Source organism: Actinoplanes sp. CA-142083, assembly GCF_050942195.1.
In the GTDB taxonomy this organism is placed as follows: domain Bacteria; phylum Actinomycetota; class Actinomycetes; order Mycobacteriales; family Micromonosporaceae; genus Actinoplanes.
Genome location: NZ_CP192076.1, coordinates 10,539,576 through 10,559,195, shown reverse-complemented (window position 1 = coordinate 10,559,195; position 19,620 = coordinate 10,539,576). Strand labels below are relative to the sequence as shown.

The following is a 19,620-nucleotide window of genomic DNA, read 5'->3' as shown; positions in this document are numbered from 1 at the left end:
TCAGTCGTCGACCTCGGCCATCGAGCGCGGCGCCGGCACGTTCTCGAAGCGGATGTTGCCGGCCGGCACCATCCAGGTCATCACCTGCACCGCCAGGCGGCCGGCCCGCACGGCGGGGTCGGCGTTGCTCAGCTCGCGCGCCGTCGCCGGGTCGCAGGACATCACCGAGATGCCGCGCAGGCGCTCGTCGTCCTGGTCGAGCAGCGGCCCACCCCCGATCAGGTACCCCCGATCGCGCAGGTCGGCGCGGAACGCGAGGTGGGCGTCCTGCGCAGCCTAAGCCGCGCAAGGATCTGACGGTCCATTCCGGTGACTAAGTGGATGATGGACGCGCCTTGACAGCCACCGATATAACTCGTGGGACACGGTCCGCGACAGGTGGTGATCAAGTGGCGACGGGCTTCTCCGACCGTGAGCTGAGGGAGCTTTCGCGGATCTTTCCGCTCACGCGTGCCACGCCCTTGATCCTCGCGCGTCTCGGATTCGATCGCGCGATGCTGCCCAACATCCAGAGCGTCGAGCACGCGTACGAGTACTGGCTGCTGATCAACGAGAAGATCGACGCCGGCGAGGTGCCGCAGGGCCGCGACCTGGTGCTGCGGGCGGCTCGCGAAAGGGCTCCGTACAACGATGTGCTCTTCGGCGACGAGCCGCCCGACGTCTGGGACGTGCTGTTCCTCGGCTCCTCGCCGGCCGGGCTCGACCCGCTGCGGTTCGACACCGAGTACCGCAAGCTCCTCGACGCCGGCGCCCACCTCCGCGCCGACTACCGTCCGATCGCGACCGTCCGTGATCTCTCCGAGCTGCGCGACGGCAAGTATCACCTGCTTCACCTCGCCTGCCACGCCCGCGGGGACGACCTGTTCTTCACCGACCGCGACGGCGCGTCGGTCGTCGTGCGTGCCGACGACCTCGTGGAGCTGATCCGCCCGGCCCGGCTGCTCGGGATCATGCTGAACGCGTGCACCAGCGTGCCCGCCGCCGAGATCCTGCGGACGACCGCGAGCGTCACGATCGCGCACGAGGACGAGCTGGCCGACGACGACGCCGCGCTGTGGGCCTCCTATCTCTATGACGCTCTCGGCCGCTCCCGCGATCTCGGCGAGGCGGCCGACCGGGCGCGGCGCGAGCTGGTCGCCGAGCACGGCGGCAAGCGCTCGATGGCCGAGGGTGTCGTGGTGCTGCGGGGGCGGCCGTGACCGCCCCGGCCTGGACGCCGGCGCTGCTGTCCACCGCGCTCGGCGACGACCGGCTGCGGTGTGACCTGTGCCCGCATCGCTGCGAGCTCGCCGAGGGCGAGACCGGCGCGTGCCATGTCCGGCGGCATCACCGCGGCCGGTTGGAGACGGCGTCCTTCGCGACGACCGTGACCCATCTCGACCCGATCGAAAGAAAACCCCTGTTCCACGTACGGCCGGGGTCGCGCGTCCTGACGCTGGCCGCACCCGGGTGCACATTCCGGTGCAACTACTGCCTCAACCACGCGATCTCCCAGTACGGCCGGGAGGAGTCGGTGCCGTGGAGCGCCCGGCCGGCCGACGTGGCGGGGCTGCGCGCGCGAGCCGTCGCCGAGCGGGCCGCGGTCGGTTTCTCGTACACGGAAGCCGCTCTTGCCCTGGAATTATCGCTGGCGATCGCCGAGGAACCGGGGGTGAGCCTGGTCTGGAAGAGCAACGGGTTCCTGACCCCGGAGGCGATCGACCTGATCGCCCCGCGACTGCTCGCGATCAACATCGACCTGAAGGCGGCGGATGAGCGCGGGCACCGGCAACTGACCGGAGCGCCGCTGGCCCCGGTGCTCGCGGCGATCGAGCGGTTCCGTCGGCTGGGCGTCTGGGTCGAGGTGGCCAGCCCTTTGATCCCGGGCATCGCCGACGAGCCGCGGCACTGGCGGTCGATGGCCGGCGCGCTGGCCGACATCGACCGCGACATCCCGTGGCACCTCGTGCGTTTCACCCCCGACTTCCGGATGGGGCGCTTCGCGCCGACGCCGCCATCGTCGCTGGCCGAGGCCGCTGCGGCGGGCCGGGAGGTGGGTCTGCGTTTCGTGTACGTCGAACGGGCGCTCGGCGCCGAGGGACGACGCACAAGGTGTCCCACTTGCGACGCAACCGTGGTTGATCGTGGGGTCTGGCAGACGATGGAGGTGGCCGTCGTGGCCGGCTCCTGTGCGGGCTGCGGGACCGACATTCCTGGCCGATGGGAGCACCCCGATGACTGAACGCGAGTTCGTCCAGGACCTGCCGGATCTGATCGACGCGACGGAATACCCCGCTCATCCGCAGGGCCGCCTGGTCCGGCTGCGTATCACTGTGGACGAGAACGGCGTGTCCGTGCTGGCCGACGCGTTCCGCCCGCTCGAGGTCGAGCGGCTGATGGACGAGCTCGGCGGCGGCCCGGTCCAGCAGATGCTGTGCGGGTGATCGGGTGAGCGACGACGACCTGTTCGACGCCGGGCGGGAGAACGCCGCCGATCCGCCGCCGCAGCTCGACACGGCTCAGGACGGCGCGGCGATCACCGGGGTCACCTCCTGGTGGCACAACGATCGCTGCTCGCAGTGCGGACACACGTTCCGCCGCAACGACGTGGTGCAGGTCGACAGCCGTACCCGGACCGTCGCCCACCTCGATCCGGTGCTGTGCTGCGCGGTCGAGGGCGAGCCCGGCACCGACGACGCCGACGTGAGCGCCTTCGTCAGCGGGCTGCTGGCGGCGTGGCCGCCGGCCGGCGAGGCCCGGATGGTCAGCACCGACGAGGCGTCCTACCTTCTGAGCCCGCCGGATCGTGGGTTCCGGCGGCGCTCGTGCCTGGTCTGCGCGCACTCCTTCCGCCCCGCCGAGATGGTGATCATCTGCCCGTGCGCGCCGGCCGAGCGCCGCTGCCGGGCCGCGGTGCACCGGGATCCCGCGCAGGGCCTGGTGTGCTGGGAGGCCTGGCTGCCCGCCCGCGAGCTGCGGGCCTGCCCGGTGACGACGCGAAACCTGGGTCAGTGATGACGAGCCCAGTGATGACGGGTCCGGACAGGCACGACCGGCAGCGGCTGATGCCCGGCTGGGACCAGGCGCGCATCGCCGGCGCGACCGCGGTCGTGGCCGGGGTCGGCGCGCTCGGCAACGAGGTGGCCAAAAATCTGGGGCTGCTCGGCATCGGCCGGTTGATCCTCTGCGACCCCGACACGGTGGCGGCGCACAACCTGAGCCGTACGGTCCTGTTCGACGACGGAGACCTGGACCGGCCGAAGGCCGAGGCCGCGGCCCGCACGCTGGCCCGGATGGCGCCCGGCACGGTGGTCGAGACCCGGGTCGACGATCTCGTGCGCGGGGTCGGCATCGGCGAGCTGGCCGACGCCGACGTCGTGCTCGGCTGCCTGGACACCCGGTGGGCGCGCCTGCAGCTGCTCGAGCGCTGCACGATGGCCGGAACCCCGCTGGTGGACGGCGGCACCCATCCGTGGGGCGGCGAGGTGCGGCTGCGCGTCGACCCGGCCGAGCCCTGCTACGGCTGCACGCTCACCGCCGCCGAGCGCTGGGGCTCCGACGTGCCGGCGAGCTGCGCCGAGCTCGGCGACCGGCCCCTGCCCGCGTCCATCCTCTCGTCGTCGCTGGTGGCCGGCTGGATGGCGGCGACCGCGGCACGGGAAGTGCTCGGCGTGCCGGTGCCCTGGCGGTTCCTCTCGGTCGACATCGCCACCGGCGACACCGCGCCGGTGCTGGTCGACCTCGACCCGGAATGCCCCCACCACACGGCGGTCGGCGCGCCGGCCCGGGCGACGGTGTCCCGCGACGACACCGTGGGCGAGCTGCTCGCCGCCCTGCCGCCCGGCTCGGAGCCGCTGGCCTGGGCCGAGTTCCCGCCGCCGCAGGAGTGCTACAGCTGCCACCGCGTCTGCGAGCCGGGCTACGGCTACCGCGAGCCGACGATCGCCTGCCCGCACTGCGGCGACTGGCTCCGGCTCGCCCGCACCACCCGCGTTCGTGAAGCCTCGGCCGGCACGAAGCTGGCCGAGCTCGGCATCGCACCGCACGAGGTCCTTGCCGTCCGATCACCAGATGGGGAGTACTCATGGCTCAGGCTCGGATGAGGACCGGCGGCCCGGGCGAGGAGGAGCCCGCCCGCGAGCGGCCGGACGTGCGGATGACGGCCGAGGACCGGGACGCGTTCATCCAGGTCATGACCCGGCTGGCGGCGAACCGCGAGGCCGGCGCCCGGTGGCTGCGCCGGTTGAGCTTCCCGGCCGACCATATCCCGCAGCCCGCCGAGGACGCGGAGAGCTGGTGGTGGCTCGCCTTCGACCAGCTGGATCTCGGCCGGGTCCAGCGGCCCTACTCGCGGCTGCTGCGGGCGGTGCACGAGGAGTTCCCGTACAACCCCGACATCACCCGCCTGCACGACCGCTACCTGGCGGAGACCGCCGACACGCCGCGCGACACCGCGGTGGTCGACCAGGCCGCGCAGGAGGCGACCTGCCGGGTCATGGTGAGCGTGCGGTCCGAGGCCGAGCGGGAGGACGCCGAGCGGCAGCTGCGCGAACTGGGCCTGGCGCCGGAGTTCCGCTGGGCGTCCACGTACACGACGTCGTTCGCGGTCAACAGCCCGGACGTCGCCCGGGTCTCGTCGCTGCTCGACCGCACCGAGCTGGGGTGGACGGTCGCCGGCCCGGGCCAGCCCGACTACGTCTTCTCCGCCCTGTCGCTGCAGGGCCCGGACGGTTCCCGGTTCATCGCCCGGGACACCCCGTCGCAGCGGACGTTCCGGGACGTGGCCGAGGACGTGATCAGCGAGCACTACCCCGGAACGGTCTCCGGCGAGACGGTCAACAACGCGATCGTCGACCGGATCGCGCCGAGCGGCGAGCGGCACCGGGCCAACCCCGACCAGACCCTGCACGAGGCCGGCGTGCAGGACGGCGAGCAGATGCGGATCGGCTTCGAGGGCCGGGCCGGCGCGGTCAACCCGATCATCCGGGAGGACGCGCTCCAGCGGGTGCACAAGCAGATCCGCAACTACGTGGGCGCGCACCCCGGCATGCGGCTGACCGCCAACGCCGAGACGCTCCCGACCGTCTACGACCTCGAGTTCGAGGAGAACAGCTTCGGGCCGCCGGGCGCCGACGGCGAGCCCACCTTGATCCAGCGTCACCAGGTGCGGATCCAGCTCGGGCCGGATTTCCCCGAGCGGCATCCCGACGTGTTCTTCCTCAGCCCGATCTTCCACCCGAACGTCTACCCGATGTACGACAACCCCGACCTCGCGACGCGGTACCGCAAGGAGCTCCGCGGCCTGGTCTGCCTGGGCGAGCTGGACGACACCTGGTACCCGGGCATGGACATGGGCGAGGTCTGCCAGATGGTCGTGGAGATCGCCGGGTACCGCAACTACGACCTCATCCACGTGACCGGCGACCGGGCCAACCCGGAGCTGCACGCGAACTTCTTCGACCAGCGGGCCGCGAGCTGGGCCATGCAGAACCAGGAACTGATCAAGGGCAGGGGAGGGGTCCCGATTGTCCGGTCCGCCGCCATCCGACCTCGGGTCTCGCGAAGTGTCATCGATCGCGTGGACTGACGACCGCGAGACGGTCGGCATCGACCTCTACCGCACCGACGACTACGTGTTGCAGGGCCGCGTCGACCTGTTCCCGTTGCTGCGCAGCGTCTTCGGCGAGGCGCTGGGCCGGCCGCTCGACGACGCGCTGTTCGCGCTGAGCTTCCACCAGGTGGCCGACCTGCGCGAGAGCAGCGGCGATCCGGTCATGGTCAACCTGCGGCCCAGCCACAGCTACCTCACCATCCGCATCCTGGTCGGCGACCGGCTGATCTACCGGCATCCGCACTCGGTCCGTGAGGTCTTCGCCCGGCCACTGCAGCGTCTGCTGGGGACCGCCTTCCCGGACGACAAGCATTGGGGGTACGCCCCCGCGGGTCCCGGCCTCGAGAAGATCAGCCTGGAACGGCCGGCGCCGCGGATGGAGGGGACCATCGACGTACGGCTGCGCCGGGGCCGCACCAGCCGGTTGAACCTGGAAGAGGTGGCCGAGCCGGAGCCGCCGCCGGCCCGCCTGGCCGACCTGGGCGTGCCGGAGCCGGGCGAGAACGGCCTGCGAGCCGAGGACGACGTCGCGGTCGTCTTCGGGCCCGAGGCCGGCAAGGCGCTGCGCCACGAGCTGCCGTTGTCCGAGGAGATCGAGGAGGGTGGCTTCCTGGTCGGGAACGTGCACCGGGACGCCGACCACCCCGAGCGGTACCTGGTCGAGGTCGTGCACGCGCTGCCGGCCGAGCGGACCGGCGCCTCGATGCTGCAGTTCACCTTCACCGGGGAGAGCTTCCTGCGGGCCAACGACGCCGTGCACCGGCTCGGCGGCGACCTGCAGCTGGTCGGGTGGTACCACACCCACCTGTTCCCGGCGACCGAGCGGCTCGGGCTGTCGAGCAGCGACGTCGAGCTGCACAGCCGTACCTTCCGGCGGCGCTGGCAGATCGCGGGACTGCTCAACTTGGACGGCGGGGAGCGGGTGCTGCGGGCGTACGGCTGGGACGGGCGCAAGATGCGCCGTCTCCCGCAGTGGGTGGTGGACGGATGAACGCCCTGACCACCGCCCGCCGGGTGCTGCGGTGGGCCGCCGAACCGTCCGGTCCGGTGCCGTCCGGGATCCTGCGCGGCGCCGGTTCGCTCGCCGAGGCCGGCGAGTGCGTCCCCGACGTCTGCCGGCTGGTGTCCTCGGCCGGCGCCCTGTTCGCGGCCGGGGATCCGCCGTGGGCGGACGCCGAGCCGGTCGGGCCGGGCGTGGTGCTGATGGCCGCCGCGGTCGGGGTGCGGGCCGACGAGCGGGCCGCGCAGATCCTCGACCTCGTCCCGGAGCTCTCGCCCCGGCGGGACGGCCGCTGGGCCGAGGCGCTGGCCCGGCATGCCCTGGTCGCGCCGGTGCTCGGCGCCTCCGCCGGCGGCGTCCCGGCCGGCCTGGCCGACCGGCTCCGCGCGATGTCGCCGCTCACCTCGATCTTCGGCCGCCCGTCCACCAACCCGGCCGCGCGTACCGCCGCCCTCGACCTGAGCATGCGCCTGCTGGCACGGCCGCACGGCACGGCCTCGCTGACCGCGGTGCTGGCCCGGCCGAGCGAGGACCCGCTGGTGCTCGACTGGCGGGCCCGGCTGCTGCGCATCCTCCGCGAGCAGCGGCCCGGCCTGATGCTCGACGTCTACCTCGCCGCCCGGCTGCGGCACGGCGCGGCCTGGGACGCGCGGATAGCCGCCGCCGACGCCGAGATGACCCGAGTCGCCGGGCCGAGCCCGCTGGCGCTGGCCACCGTGCGCTTCTGGGGCCCGCTCGCCGACACCGAGCGGGCCGAGACCGAGGCCGGCACGATGGCGGGCCGCATCGCGGGCGTGACGATCGACCCCGCCGCGTCGATCCGGGCCCGCACCTATCTGACGTACGCGGAGTACGGCCGCGCCGTGCGGCTCTTCTCCCGGTACCGCGACGTCCTCACGATCGGAGACCGCTGATGAGCAGAAGGCCGCGGGTGGCGCTGGTGGCGCTCGGCGATCCTCAGCCGCTCAGCGACCGCTGGCTGATGGCCGACCGGGAGCCGGAGCTGACGCTCGGCCAGGCGCTGGCCGAGATGCCGGCGCTGTCCACCACGCCGCTGTCGGCCGAGACGCTGGCGATTCCGCTGCACCGGTTCAGCCTGAGCTTCACGACGCCGGAGCCGGAAGCGCCGCTCTACTGGCCGCCGGGCATGACGGTGGCCGGTGCGAAGGGCGCCCCGGAGCAGGTCGTCGAGGCGCCGGCCGTCGTCAAGCCCGCGGTGATCGCCACGGCCGGCCACCCCGAGAAGATCGACGAGGCGGCGGCCGTCCGGATCGCCCACAAGCCGGACATCGAGAAGGCGGCGCAGTACCTCGACGCCGGTCTCTCCGTGGTGGTCCAGTGCGAGAAGCTGCTGGTGGAGTACCTGGCCCGGGAGATCACCTCGGGCTCGGGCCGGAAGCCGGTGATCGTCCGGCCGGATCCGGCCGCGGCGCAGAAGGACTTCGGCGGCATGCAGGGCGGCCGCCGGCAGCAGTCCCTCCAGGCGCTGCAGGAGGCCGTCCGGCACGCCAAGGAGGACGACGTGGTCGTCGTCCCCCACCTCGACCTGCTCGCCGGCGGCAGCGACGCCGCGCTGAACAGCGAGGCCCGGGAGCTGACCGACGTCCTGTACGACTCGAGCTCCTGCGTGCTGCTGGCCTTCGTGGACCCGTCCCTGGTGATCCCCGAGGTGCTGGCCAACCGGTTCGCCGTCCGGATCGCCATCGACATCCTGCCCCGCGAGGTCCGCGACGGCGACGGGAAGACGCCGGTGGGCACCGCGCTGGTGACCGCGGGCGAGGCCGCGATGTTCTCCGGCTTCGACGAGGTGGGCCTCTACAAGCACATCGCCGGCATGAACGCGGTCCGCTTCCGGCACGCCATCCGGTACGCCCAGCACCAGCACCGCGAGGGCGCGACCTTCGCCGGCCTGCTCGACGAGCTGCGCATCTTCAAGGCGACCACCTCGAACGACTTCGACCTGCCCGACGTGACCTTCGATCAGATCGGCGGGTACCAGGCGGTCAAGGACGAGCTTCAGCACGCGATCGATCTGATCAACGGCGGGGCCGGGATGCCCGAGCACCTGCACCGCGAGCTGATCCCGCGCGGCTTCATCTTCCACGGGCCGCCGGGCACCGGGAAGACGCTGTTCGCCAAGGCGCTGGCCACCGCGTTCCAGGCGACGATCAACGTGGTGTCCGGGCCCGAGGTCACCGACATGTACGTGGGCGAGAGCGAGCGCAAGGTTCGCGAGATCTTCGCCGAGGCCCGCCGGAACGCGCCCGCCGTGGTCGTCTTCGACGAGTTCGACTCGATCGCGACGCAGCGGTCGGGCCGCGAGGACGGCGGCAGCCGGGCCGGCAACGCGATCGTCGCGCAGCTGCTGACCGAGATGGACGGCTTCCGGCCGGCCGTGCCGGTGCTGATCGTCGGCACCACCAACCGGCTCGACATCATCGACGAGGCGCTGCTGCGGCCGAGCCGGTTCCGTCCGATCCGCATCGACCTGCCCGACCTCGAAGCCCGCCGCCGGATAGCCGAGGTGCACGCCGAGCACTTCGGGATCCCGGTGACCGACGCCCTGCTCAACCGCATCGCCGCCGCCACCAACCTGATGAACGGCGACGACATCCGCTCCATCTTCACGACCGCCCGCGGCGAGGCGGCGGTCAACCGGACGGCGCCGGTGAAGGACCCCTACCGGCTCGGCCAGCTGGTGGGGCGCCTGCGCCGCACGATCCAGGAACGCGACGCCGACCGCGACCAGCGGGCGGGCCGCCGTCCGCCGGCCGCCGGGGGCCACCGTGCCGCCGGCGACGACCCGATGATCTCCCAGACGCCCGAGGAACCGAGCCAGTCATGACTGCACCCAGCCCGGACGCCCTGCGCAAGGGGCGCGCGTTCGCCCACGTGATGGACGACTTCAAGAGCGAGTTCGTGGATCGTGACGTCGCGGTCGATGTGATCTCGCTGGCCGTGCTGTGCCGGGAGCACGTGCTCCTGGTCGGGCCGCCCGGCACGGCGAAGACGTCTCTCATCGAGCGGTTCAGCAAGCTGCTCCAGACGTCCTACTTCGGGTACCTGCTGACCCGCTTCACCGAGCCGGCCGAGCTGTTCGGCGCGATCGACGTCGAGGCGTTCCAGCGGGAGAACGTCTACCGCATCAAGACCGAGGGCATGCTGCCGACGGTCGACATCGCGTTCCTCGACGAGATCTTCAACGGCAGCAGCGCGATCCTCAATACGCTGCTGACGCTGGTGCACGAGCGGACGTTCGTGAACGGCTCGCACCGGGAACGGGCGGCGCTGATCTCGCTGTTCGGCGCGACCAACGAGCTGGTCGACGACCCGGTGCTCCAGGCGTTCTCCGACCGGTTCCTGTTCCGCTGCCGGCTCGGCTACGTGGCCGACGAGGCCCTGGAAGAGGTGCTCGACAGCGGCTGGGAGGCGGAAAGCGCGCTGCTCGCCGGCGGCACGCCGACCGCGGTCGCGCCGCAGTTCAGCCGGGCCGACCTGATCGACCTTCAGGCCGCCGTGGCCAAGGTCGACCTCGCCCCGGTACGGCCGGAGCTGGCCTCGATCCTGCGGTCGCTGCGCGAGGACCGGATCACCTTCTCGGACCGCCGCGCGGTCAAGGCGCAGAAGGCGATCGCGGCCAACGCGCTGCTGCACGGCCGGCCCACGGCCGGGCTCGAGGACCTCTCGGTACTGGTCCACCTGTGGACCAGCGAGTACGACGAGAAGATCATCCGCCAGGTGGTGGCGGCGCACGACGTGCCCGTGGACACCGGCGATCCGGCCCGGCACGTCAGCGAGGTCGTCGCCGACATCAAGGAGCTCGCCCGCGCGGTCCAGCACGTCACCGCGATGGAGGACCTGAACGAGGCCCAGCGGCGGGCCGCCCGGCTGCTCCGGGAGATCCGCACCGGCCGGCTCGAGGCGGGCGACTCGCTCGCCCTGCTGCGCGAGGTGCAGCTCGGCGTCGTCGAACGACTTCAGGAGCTCAGGAGGGACGGCTAGACATGTGCAATCCCCGACGCATCGATGTCACCGCGACGCAGCACCTGCGCGAGGCCTGGGAGGACGAGGTCCGGCGGGTGGCCACGCTCAGCGGCGCGGCCACCGGGCAGGCCCGGATCACCGAGTCGCTGGAGGACACGCTCGGCGCGCCGACGCTCGCCGCGCTCGCCCGCACGCTCGACGAGGCCGAGGGCTGGGTCCTCGACGGCGACGTCTACCGCTACGCCATGGAGGGCGGCTATGTCGCCTACCACGCCGACACCCGCGAGCTGGAGATCGTTGCCGAGCTGGCCGAGCAGGTCAGCGCGACCGGGGAAGCGGCGCAGACGATCAGCGGCGAGATCGACCAGGACATCACCGCGGCCGGGTCCGGCACCCACTACGACGACAACTGGGGCGGCATCACCGCCGAGGACGCCCGCCGCGAGGCGGAGCGGCAGGCGCAGCTCAACCTGGCGGCCGCCCGCGAGGAAGCGTTGCGAGCGGCCCGGGGCGAGGCCGCCGAGCAGCACCTGGCCGGCCTGGACGCCACCGCCCGGGCGGCGGCCGCCGCCGAGCTCGATCGGATCCTCGGCGAGCGCTCGGCCGCGCTGGACGTCGCCGCGGCCGAGGTGCTGGCCACGATCGGCGTCCGCGGGCGCAACGAGTTCCACCGGGTGCTCGCGGAGGCGTACCGGGAGGCGGTCCTCGCCTACGCCCGGATGCGCGGCGCCGACGGTGTCCAGGTCGTCGAGTCCGGCGGCGTGCTGGAGATCGAGTTCGAGATCCAGGCCTGAGGAGGTCACGATGCGGCTACGTGTGCGATTCCGGTACCGCACGGACACCGGCGAGGTGGAGGTGTTCACGGTCGACGACGTGGACGGCGGTCCCCGGGCGGCCGACCACGATGCCCGGCACGACGCGGCGACGCGGGACGTGGCGCGGGTCGTCGACCCGTACGCGTCGATCCACGAGGTCGGCGGCGCGGCGCCGGAAGTCGAGCCGCCGTTGACGCTTCCGCCCGACGACGAGCAGCGCCGATCGGAGCCGATGCGTGACTAGCCCGTACGACGCGGACTGGGCGTGGAACCAGGCCGCGCACTGCTACGAGCTCGACGGCCAGCTCGAAGAGGCCGGCCGCTGCTACGCCAACGCCCGCCAGTTCCGGCAGGCCGCCCGCGTCTTCCGGGCCGCCGGAAACGTGCGGGCGACGGCCGCGATGGAGTCCCGGGCAGAGCGGTACACCGTTGCGGCCTGGATCTACGTGCACGAGCTGGGCGACGTCGACGCGGCCCGGACGTCGTTGCAAGCCGACCCGCTTTCGCTCACGCCGACCGCCGGAACCGAACTCCTGCTGGGCCGGCGGCTCGTGGAGGTCCGCTGCGACCTGGCCGCGGGCGCCCCGGCCGAGACGGCGCTGCCGGTCCTCGCCGATCTTCAGAACTACCTCGCCACCGAGCAGCCGCCGATCCGGGCGCTCCACGTCGAGGATTGGGGGATCGCGATCGCCGAGGCCGCGAACCGGTTCGACCAGGTCGCGCTCACCTTCGCGGCCGCGCTGCGCGGCGGCGACCCGGCCGCCGGCGAGCGCTGGCGCCGATGGGCGCAGGACCGGTACGGCCAGCGGATCGTCATCCCGCAGGCGACGCCCGCGGCGACCCGAGAGGCGGCGTGAGGATGTTCCGACGACGCCGGCCTCCGGAGCCCACGCCGCCGCCGGTCCCGCCACCGGTCCCGCCGGCGGCGCCGCAGCCGCGTACCCACCGGGCCGGCGGGCCGATCGAGCGGATCCCGCCCGACCCGCCGCCGGCCGTCCCGGTCCGGCCGGCGCCTCCGCCCGCGTCGCCGACGGTTGTCGTCCCGCCACCACAGCCGGTGGCGCCGTCGCCCGACGACATCATCGTGTGCCTGCCTGACGCGAGCCGGGCGTTGCGCTGCCTGTCCGTGCTGGGCGGCGCGGAGATCCGGATCCACCGCCGCGACGGCGAATGGTGGCTGCGCGCCGAGGCCGAGCCCGATCTGGTCCGGACGGCCGCGCACAGCGCCGGCGGCCGGGTCTACGCCCGGCACGGGGACCTGCTGTTCCTGTCCCGGCCGTTCGGCGGGCCGGTCTCCGGCGACCGCGGGATCGCGGTGACGGCCCTGGAGCCCAGCGATGTCACCGATCTGATCCGGCACGCGCCACTGAGCCGTACGCGTAAAGCACCCCTGCATGACGCCGCCGTCCTCACGCCCGGGGTGACCACCGAAGAGCTGGTACGCCGTGCCCTGGAACTGGACCTCGACGTCTGGCAGCGGCCGGTACGCCTGCACCCGCTCGACGGCGACCGCGAGGCCGGCGGCGAATCGGTGCTCCTGGAGGTCACCGTGCACGCCGCCGGCGCCCGGACCATCCCGGCCGCGCTCTTCGCCGCCGCCGAGCGCCTCCCGCTGACCACGGTGTTCCGGCGCGCCGGCGACCAGGGCGAGCTGCTCGTCCAGCACGGCGCGAGCCTGCCGATCGCGGACTACCAACTGTCCACTTTGCTGCCGTCCGGCGGCTGGGCGCTGGCCGACGAGGCGTTCGGCTCCTGGCGGGTCGAGCCGCTGGGCGACCACCAGCCCGCCGCCTCCCTGATCAAGGTCGCGACCGGTTTCGTGCCGCAGCCGCAGACCCCGCTCGGCGACCACCGCGAGACCGCGAACGCCGAGCTGCGGGTGGTGCCGCGGCGCAGCCCCGGGCAGCGGGTCGACGCGGTCCTGCTGGACGACATGGACCTCGTCCTCGTGCCGCTGCTGCTGGAGGGGCACCCGCTCGCCGAGTCGGCGCTGATCATCCGCGGGCGCGACCGGCACCTGCTGGTCGCCCCCGGCGGCCTGCTGGTCAACGTCGGCGTCGGCACGCCGCTCACCTGCCTGGGACCGGGACCGCTCTACCTCCCGATCGGCTCGGCGCTCAGCCCCGAACTGCCGCCGGCCGCCCGGCAGCGCCTGTTCCTGCCGGACGACCGGCACATCGTGGTGCTCGCCGACGCCGCGGCCCTGCACTTCCCGATCGAGCGGCGGCAGCCGGTCTGGGAGCTGTGGGCCCCGGCCCACCCGCGAGTGGACCTGCAGGTGCCGCGCGCGACGGCCGATGCCCTGGCCGAGCTCACCCGCGAGCAGGACGCGCCACGGCCCGGCACGCCGTCGATTCCCCAGCCGCGGCCGTTCCCGTCCCGGCCCGCCACGCCGCTCGACGCCTGGCGCAACGAGGCCTGGCAGGCCGAGACGAGCGGCGACCTCGGCCGCGCGGCCGAGCTGCACCGCGCCCACAACCAGCCGCGCGAGGCGGCCCACCTGTTCGAGCGGCTCGCGCAACTGCGCGACGCCGAGCGCCGGCCCGACCGGCCGCCCACACCCCGATCCCCGGAGGGACCATCGTGACCGAGATCAGCCCGCCCGCCCTCGACGCCGGCCCGCTGCAGCTCGACCTCGAGTCCACGGTGGTCCGTGGGTCGGACGGGGTTCTCCCGGAGCCGCCCGACCTCTCCGGCCGGGTGTTCCTCGGCGGTCCGGTGTCGATGCCGATCACCGCCGACTCCGCCGGCGACCCCGGCCTCGCGGCCTGGCTGAAGTCCCAGCAGGACCGGTACGCCTTCTGGCGGCTGCACCTGGAGGCCACGTTCCAGACCCGCGACGGGGAGCCACCGTTCGAGTCCGCCACCGTGCAGTTGGCGCTGGCCTCGCCGGACGGGTCCGGCGAGGCGCCGATCACCTGGTCGATGGCGCCGCGCCGGCTGACCGACGACGTCGAGGTGGTACGCCGGTGGCAGCTGGGGCCGGAGCTCGGGCTGGCCGACGTCACCGCGACCGTCGGCTCCGTCGGCGGCGAGACGAAGTCCCGCCAGAGCGCCATCTACCTGGAGGCGGTCCGGTTGCTCCGGCCGGACGCGGGCTGGGAGTTCCGGCGCACCAAGCAGCGGCCGCTGGCCGGCCTGCCCGAGCCGCTGATGGCGATCGTGCGCGCCCCCGCCGGGGGAACGGTCCAGCTCGTCGTCTCGGTGCGGGCGACGGTGCGCGAGCGGCAGCTGTTCCGCTACCGGTCCCGGTCGGCCACGCCGGTCCTGTTGAGCGCCGAGCTGTGACCTCGGCCGGGCCCATGGACGGGCTGCGCGCGTGGGCCGAGGCGCACGCGCGGACGGTGGGCCGGGCGGGCGCCGCGAACGGCGGCTCGCGACGCCCGGCGCCGTCGGTGGCCCGGCCCGCGCCCGACCCGGAGCCGCGGATGGTCCGCAGCTTCGACACGCCGTTCATGGCGATGGGGATCGACTCGATCGTGCTGCCCGACGGCCGGACGCTGATCGCCTGCCTCGGCGACGCCGGCGAGCTGCGGGTGTGGGACGCCCGCACCGGTGAGCTGGGGTGTGAGCGGGAGGAGTCGGTCGCCGGCGCGGCGTTCGGCCGGACCGCCGACGGCAATCCGATGCTGTTCATCGGATCGGAGGACGGCTCGGTCGATCTCTGCGACCCGTTCACCGGGGCGCCGCGCCGGAGTCTCCGGGCGGCTGGTGGCCCGGAAGCCACCGCGCTGTCCGCGTACTGCGAGCCCGGCGTGGAGTTTCTCGCCGTGGGCGACAGCAGTGGCGGCCTGCGGGTGCTCGACATCCTCGACGGCACCGTCCAGTTCGAGACCGATACGTTCGAGACGGACCTGCGAACGGTGGCCTTGACCCGATCGCCGGACGGCCGCACCGTCTGGGTGATCGGGGCGGATTACGACGGCGCCGTCACCGTGTACGACGTCGCCAGCCGTACCCCGGTGGGCTCGCTGGACGCGCACGAGGGCACGGTCATCGGTCTCAAGGTCGTCCCGGGCCCGGCCGGCGTCCCGGTGCTGGTCATCGCCGGCGACGGTCCCGAGGCGGTCAAGGTGTTCGACCTGATCGAATTCACCCACCGCGTGGCGGTCATGGAACCGGAGATCGAGGTCGACGGATCGGTCGGCATCGTCCACCGGGCCGGCGAGACGCTGGTCGTGCTGCCCGTCCGCCGCGGCTACGACCTGTGGAGCATCGAGAAGGGGCGTCGCATCGCCCGGGTCGATGTCGACTTCGGCCTGTACGAGCTGGCGTTCGCCGAGGTCGACGGCCGGCTCATGGTGATCTCGGAACACCTGAGCACCTCCATCGACCTCTGGGACGTCGGGGCCGCCGAGCCCGAACCCGAGCCGGCGCCGCTTCCGCAGCCCGGCGAGGACGGCCCGTTCCGAGCGGAGGTCGAGTCGACCGTCCTCAACAGCCAGGCCCGTGACCTGTGGACGACCTCGTTCCTCCCCGCGGCGGGTCATCCGGCGCTGCTGGCTCTCGGCAGCACGAGGGGGCAGTACGAGATCTGGGACCTCGACTCCCGCCGGGTGCTCGCCGCGGCGGAGGCCGTCGAGCAGGACGACGATCCCTATCTGACCTTCTGCAACGTCGCCCTGACCCGGCTGGACGGCCGGCCGGTCGCCCTGATCGCCCGGGACGGGTCACCGTTCCTGGCGATCGACGCGGTCACCGGCGCCCCGGTCTGCGAGGTCCCGCACGCGATCGACCTCTATGGACTGCCCAACACCGAGCTGGCCGACGGGCGGACCGTCGTCGCCATGGTCGGTGACTCGGAGATTCCGCTTCTCGAGCTGCCCTCCGGCCGGCAGATCGCCACGATCCGTACGCCACTGCCGAGCACCCGGATCGGGCTCTGGCTCCCGCGCGCTGGCCTCGATCCGCTCTTCCTGGTGTCCAGCCGCGAGGACGGCCGGGTCGAGCTGTGGGATCCGCTGGCCGGCACCCTCATGCGGGAGATCGACCACCAGGACATCATCCAGGCGATGGCCTGGACCCGCCTGCCGGACGGCCGGTCGTGCGCCGCCGTGGGCGCCTGGGAGGGCAGGGTGACGCTGTGGGACATCGAGCGGGCAGAGCGGATCGGGGAGCGGGTTCTCGCGCCGACGGATCCGATCTCGGACCTCCACTTCGTCGACGTCCGGCCCGGTAAGACTGTGCTGCTGGCGGTGACCCAGGCCGGCAAATGCTTCCTCTGGGACGTCGGCGACGACGCGATCCTCAAGGAGTTCGAGGGCCGGGGCCAGCCGCCGTCGCTGCGGTCCGGCTATCTGCGCGGGGGCGACTCCCTGATGCTGGCGGGCCGGGGCGCGTTCGGCGACGACGGCGTCGAGCTGATCCGGCTCGGGCTGCCGGGGCGACGGCCCGCCGCGATCGGTGAGATCACCGCCGCCGGGCCCGCCGAGGTGCGGAATCTCGGCACCACCGGCGAGGAGCCGCTGCACGCCGTGGCCGGCATCCGCCTCGACGACGGCCGCCTGCTGGCCGTCGCGGTGGGTATCGAGGACCGGATTCAGGTCTGGGACGCGAGCTCCCGGCAACTGCTCGCCGCGATCGAGCGCCCGGTCACCAACGCCTGGGCGGCCGAGCTGGTGCGGATGCGCGACGGCGAAGTGCGGATCGCCGTCGGCGTCGGCCAGGGGGTGACGATCTACTCGCTCGACGGCCAGGAGCTGGTCACCCTGACCGATTCCCGTGCCGCCGGCGGCGGCGCCTTCTACTCGGTCGACTTCGTCGAGATGGCCGACGGCACGCTCCTGCTGGCCGGGGTGAGCAGCGGTGTCGGCGTCGTCCTGTGGAACGCCGAGAGCGGGGCCCTGATGCACCAGATCGACAAGGCGGACGCGACCTCGGTGGCGCTCGGCCGGCGATCGTCCGGCCGGACCGTCCTGGCTGTCGGCGTCAGCGGGGGCGAAGTGACGGTGTACGACGTCGACCGTGGCATGCAGCCGTGGTCCGTTTTCCAGACCGACGCGAGCAGCGAGATCCTGTCGGCGGCGCTCACCGTGACAGCGGACGACCAGGTGCTCGTCGGTGTCGGGCACGACTCGGGCGTGGGCATCTGGGACGGCGCCACCGGGACCCTCCTGCACGACCATCAGTCCGGCGGTGACGAAGGGCCGCATTTCGCCAGCCACGCGGACAACCACCCGCTCATCGTCGTGGTGAGCGAGCCCGGCGAACGGGGACTGCTCGAGATCCTGCACGCACCCACCGGCCGGGTGGTGGCCTCCGTCGAGATGCCGCGGATCGGCCGGTCCCAGCCGGACAAGCTGTTCGCCCGGGTCGAGGGGAACACTCTCGTCGCGCTGGTTCCGGCGTCGGGCGCGGCCTACCTGGTCCGGCTGCCGCTGGTGGTGAGCGAGGCGGTCGAGGCCGAGGAGGCCGAGCCGATCGCGGAGAGCCTCCCGGCCGGCGCCGACGCCCTCATCGGACTGGCCGGCATCGGCTTGCAACCTCCGCTCAGCCTCCTGCAGGAGACGACCCGGCTCATCGGCGGCGCGAGCGGGGCGCCCGCCGAGCTGACCGGTCTCGCCGACCATCCCGGCATCGTCCGGCTGCGCGCGCTGGGCTGGCCGCCCGCGGCCCGCGCCGGGCTCGCGGCCCTGCTCCTGCGCGATCTTCCCGCGGACCCCGCGTACGACGCGCCCGACCACTCCCGGGCCGAGCTGCGCACGGCGCTGCTGCGGGCGCTCGGCGGCCGGCCGGTGCCGCCCGAGGCGCCGCCGGCCCCGCTGGCGCTGCTGCGCGCCGGGGCCGACCGGGTGGACTCGGGCACGATGACGCTCCTCAACATCCTGGGACCGGAAGCGGTGGCGGCCGACCCGGGACTGCCGCTGCGGATGGAGCAGCACAGCGGCTACTTGCCGGCGCTCGACCTCGACACCCGTACGCTGCTCGCCCGCGACGTCCGGGACCTGATCTCCGAGTCCGGCGCCCATTCGCCCACCCCGCGGGTCACCGGGGAGCTGGCCGGAACGAGCCGCCACGGCTCGATCTCGAACCTGCTGCGCTTCCAGCTGGCGCTGCCGCCCGACCTGTTCCGCATGCAGCTCGCGCAGGACAACCTGCTGTACCGCCTGCACGTGGCGTCGACCGAGACCGAGTACCCGTCGGTCGCGATCGTGCTGGACACCTCGCCGGCGACGTTCGGGCCGGTCGAGGCGGTGTTGCGCGCGGTCGGTCACCTGCTCGGGCTGATGGTCCAGCAGGTGTGCCTGATCCGCACCGACGAGCCGGGGCAGGCGCAGCCGCTGGCCGACCGGACGAGCCTGCTCTCGATGTGGCTGGGACGCGGTCTCGACCGGCCCGACCTGCCGGCGGCGATGTCGACGGCGGCCGGCTGCGGCATGGAGATCGTCGTGGTGCTGACCGACCACCACGCGGCGCGCGAGCAGCGGCTGCCCGCCGACCCGAAGACAAGGCTGCTGACCACGCACGTGACCGGCGATCCACCGGCCCGGCGGCCGCGCACGCCGTTCCATGTGCACCTGCCGCCCGCGCCGGCGCCGGCCACTTTGGTCCGGGCAGCGATGAGCCTGATAGTTCCCGACCCGCCCTGGACCGGCGAGGTGCGCGCCGCCTAGGGGCCGCAGGTAGTCGTCGGACCTGGTGGCCGGGCTGTCGAGACCCGTAAAGTGATTGCACTGGTGCAATCAAATCGGGAGACGGAGTTCGCATGCCCAACGCCCTGGCGGATCCGGAGTTCCGGGCCATGTACAGCCGGCTGCGGCCGGTCGGCCGGGAGCAGCCGCAGAGCGTCGACTGGAACGCCTACGGCGACGCGCTGCGCGTCGCGGGGCTGACCACTCGCGGGATCCGGACCATGACCTGGGCGCGGTTCAGCGAGGCGCCGCTCGGGACGCTGACCGAGGGGACGTCGCTGATCGGCGTCTTCTCCGACGGCATCTTCGAGTGCCTGGGCCGCAAGCGACAGATGAGCCGCGAGCCCAAGTACCGGCTCATCGACTTCAGCGACGTGAAAACGATCGGTGCAGTCGAGCACGCGATCGGCGACCACCGCATCTTCACCTTCGGCGTCGAGTTCACCGGCTACGGCGGGGTGCTGCTCGGCCGCCTCGAATGGCACGCCCAGGCGCAGCGCCTCGGCGACAACCGGCCGGCCATTCTCACCACCGAACGGGAGCGCGACCGCGTACTGGGCATGATCCGCGGCATCGTCGCGCGCTGAGACCACAACCCCG

At 73.1% G+C, this 19,620-nt stretch carries 18 protein-coding genes; 17 read left to right on the top strand and 1 reads right to left on the bottom strand.

What is annotated here, in order from left to right; all coding sequences use genetic code 11:
* On the bottom strand, positions 1-219 hold the full coding sequence (locus ACQPZX_RS48855) for a hypothetical protein (protein WP_433385985.1): 219 nt from the start codon (positions 217-219) through the stop codon (positions 1-3).
* A 98-nt stretch (positions 220-317) separates the two neighbouring features.
* Here ACQPZX_RS48855 and ACQPZX_RS48850 point away from each other — a divergent pair, with 98 nt between their 5' ends.
* From ACQPZX_RS48850 to ACQPZX_RS48770, 17 genes are all read left to right on the top strand, one after another.
* Entirely contained in the window at positions 318-1,199 is an 882-nt protein-coding gene (locus ACQPZX_RS48850) for an effector-associated domain EAD1-containing protein (RefSeq protein WP_433372139.1), read from the top strand.
* Positions 1,196-2,221 carry an AmmeMemoRadiSam system radical SAM enzyme gene (amrS, locus tag ACQPZX_RS48845; RefSeq protein WP_433372136.1) on the top strand — a complete coding sequence of 342 codons (1,026 nt, stop codon included), beginning with the start codon at positions 1,196-1,198 and terminating at the stop codon, positions 2,219-2,221. Before ACQPZX_RS48850 ends, amrS begins: the two co-directional genes overlap by 4 nt.
* A complete protein-coding gene (locus ACQPZX_RS48840; protein WP_433372133.1) occupies positions 2,214-2,423 on the top strand; it encodes a radical SAM-modified peptide, FtsH ternary system-associated in 210 nt (69 codons plus the stop codon). Before amrS ends, ACQPZX_RS48840 begins: the two co-directional genes overlap by 8 nt.
* Before the next feature lie 4 nt (positions 2,424-2,427).
* On the top strand, positions 2,428-2,994 hold the full coding sequence (locus tag ACQPZX_RS48835; protein ID WP_433372130.1) for a hypothetical protein: 567 nt from the start codon (positions 2,428-2,430) through the stop codon (positions 2,992-2,994).
* Between the two features lie 14 nt (positions 2,995-3,008).
* Positions 3,009-4,082, top strand: coding sequence for a HesA/MoeB/ThiF family protein (locus tag ACQPZX_RS48830; protein WP_433372127.1), 1,074 nt, complete (start codon positions 3,009-3,011; stop codon positions 4,080-4,082).
* Positions 4,064-5,566, top strand: a complete 1,503-nt coding sequence (locus ACQPZX_RS48825) for an effector-associated domain EAD1-containing protein (protein ID WP_433372124.1) — start codon at positions 4,064-4,066, stop codon at positions 5,564-5,566. Before ACQPZX_RS48830 ends, ACQPZX_RS48825 begins: the two co-directional genes overlap by 19 nt.
* Entirely contained in the window at positions 5,544-6,581 is a 1,038-nt protein-coding gene (locus ACQPZX_RS48820) for a JAB N-terminal domain-containing protein (protein ID WP_433372121.1), read from the top strand. The genes ACQPZX_RS48825 and ACQPZX_RS48820 overlap by 23 nt, the downstream gene beginning before the upstream one ends.
* Positions 6,578-7,504, top strand: coding sequence for a hypothetical protein (locus ACQPZX_RS48815; protein ID WP_433372118.1), 927 nt, complete (start codon positions 6,578-6,580; stop codon positions 7,502-7,504). The genes ACQPZX_RS48820 and ACQPZX_RS48815 overlap by 4 nt, the downstream gene beginning before the upstream one ends.
* Positions 7,504-9,435, top strand: coding sequence for an ATP-binding protein (locus ACQPZX_RS48810; RefSeq protein WP_433372115.1), 1,932 nt, complete (start codon positions 7,504-7,506; stop codon positions 9,433-9,435). Before ACQPZX_RS48815 ends, ACQPZX_RS48810 begins: the two co-directional genes overlap by 1 nt.
* The gene (locus ACQPZX_RS48805; RefSeq protein ID WP_433372112.1) at positions 9,432-10,592 is read left to right on the top strand and encodes an AAA family ATPase; all 1,161 of its coding nucleotides are present in this window, start codon (positions 9,432-9,434) and stop codon (positions 10,590-10,592) included. The genes ACQPZX_RS48810 and ACQPZX_RS48805 overlap by 4 nt, the downstream gene beginning before the upstream one ends.
* A 2-nt stretch (positions 10,593-10,594) precedes the next feature.
* The gene (locus ACQPZX_RS48800; protein ID WP_433372109.1) at positions 10,595-11,368 is read left to right on the top strand and encodes a molecular chaperone DnaJ; all 774 of its coding nucleotides are present in this window, start codon (positions 10,595-10,597) and stop codon (positions 11,366-11,368) included.
* Between the two features lie 10 nt (positions 11,369-11,378).
* Positions 11,379-11,633, top strand: coding sequence for a hypothetical protein (locus tag ACQPZX_RS48795; protein WP_433372106.1), 255 nt, complete (start codon positions 11,379-11,381; stop codon positions 11,631-11,633).
* On the top strand, positions 11,626-12,246 hold the full coding sequence (locus tag ACQPZX_RS48790; protein WP_433372103.1) for a hypothetical protein: 621 nt from the start codon (positions 11,626-11,628) through the stop codon (positions 12,244-12,246). Before ACQPZX_RS48795 ends, ACQPZX_RS48790 begins: the two co-directional genes overlap by 8 nt.
* Before the next feature lie 2 nt (positions 12,247-12,248).
* Positions 12,249-13,976, top strand: coding sequence for a hypothetical protein (locus ACQPZX_RS48785; protein ID WP_433372100.1), 1,728 nt, complete (start codon positions 12,249-12,251; stop codon positions 13,974-13,976).
* Positions 13,973-14,677, top strand: coding sequence for a hypothetical protein (locus ACQPZX_RS48780; protein WP_433372097.1), 705 nt, complete (start codon positions 13,973-13,975; stop codon positions 14,675-14,677). Before ACQPZX_RS48785 ends, ACQPZX_RS48780 begins: the two co-directional genes overlap by 4 nt.
* Positions 14,674-19,002 carry a WD40 repeat domain-containing protein gene (locus ACQPZX_RS48775; RefSeq protein WP_433372094.1) on the top strand — a complete coding sequence of 1,443 codons (4,329 nt, stop codon included), beginning with the start codon at positions 14,674-14,676 and terminating at the stop codon, positions 19,000-19,002. Before ACQPZX_RS48780 ends, ACQPZX_RS48775 begins: the two co-directional genes overlap by 4 nt.
* A gap of 92 nt (positions 19,003-19,094) precedes the next feature.
* Positions 19,095-19,607: a hypothetical protein gene (locus ACQPZX_RS48770; RefSeq protein WP_433372091.1), complete on the top strand. Its 513-nt coding sequence runs from the start codon at positions 19,095-19,097 to the stop codon at positions 19,605-19,607.
* Positions 19,608-19,620: the final 13 nt, after the last annotated feature.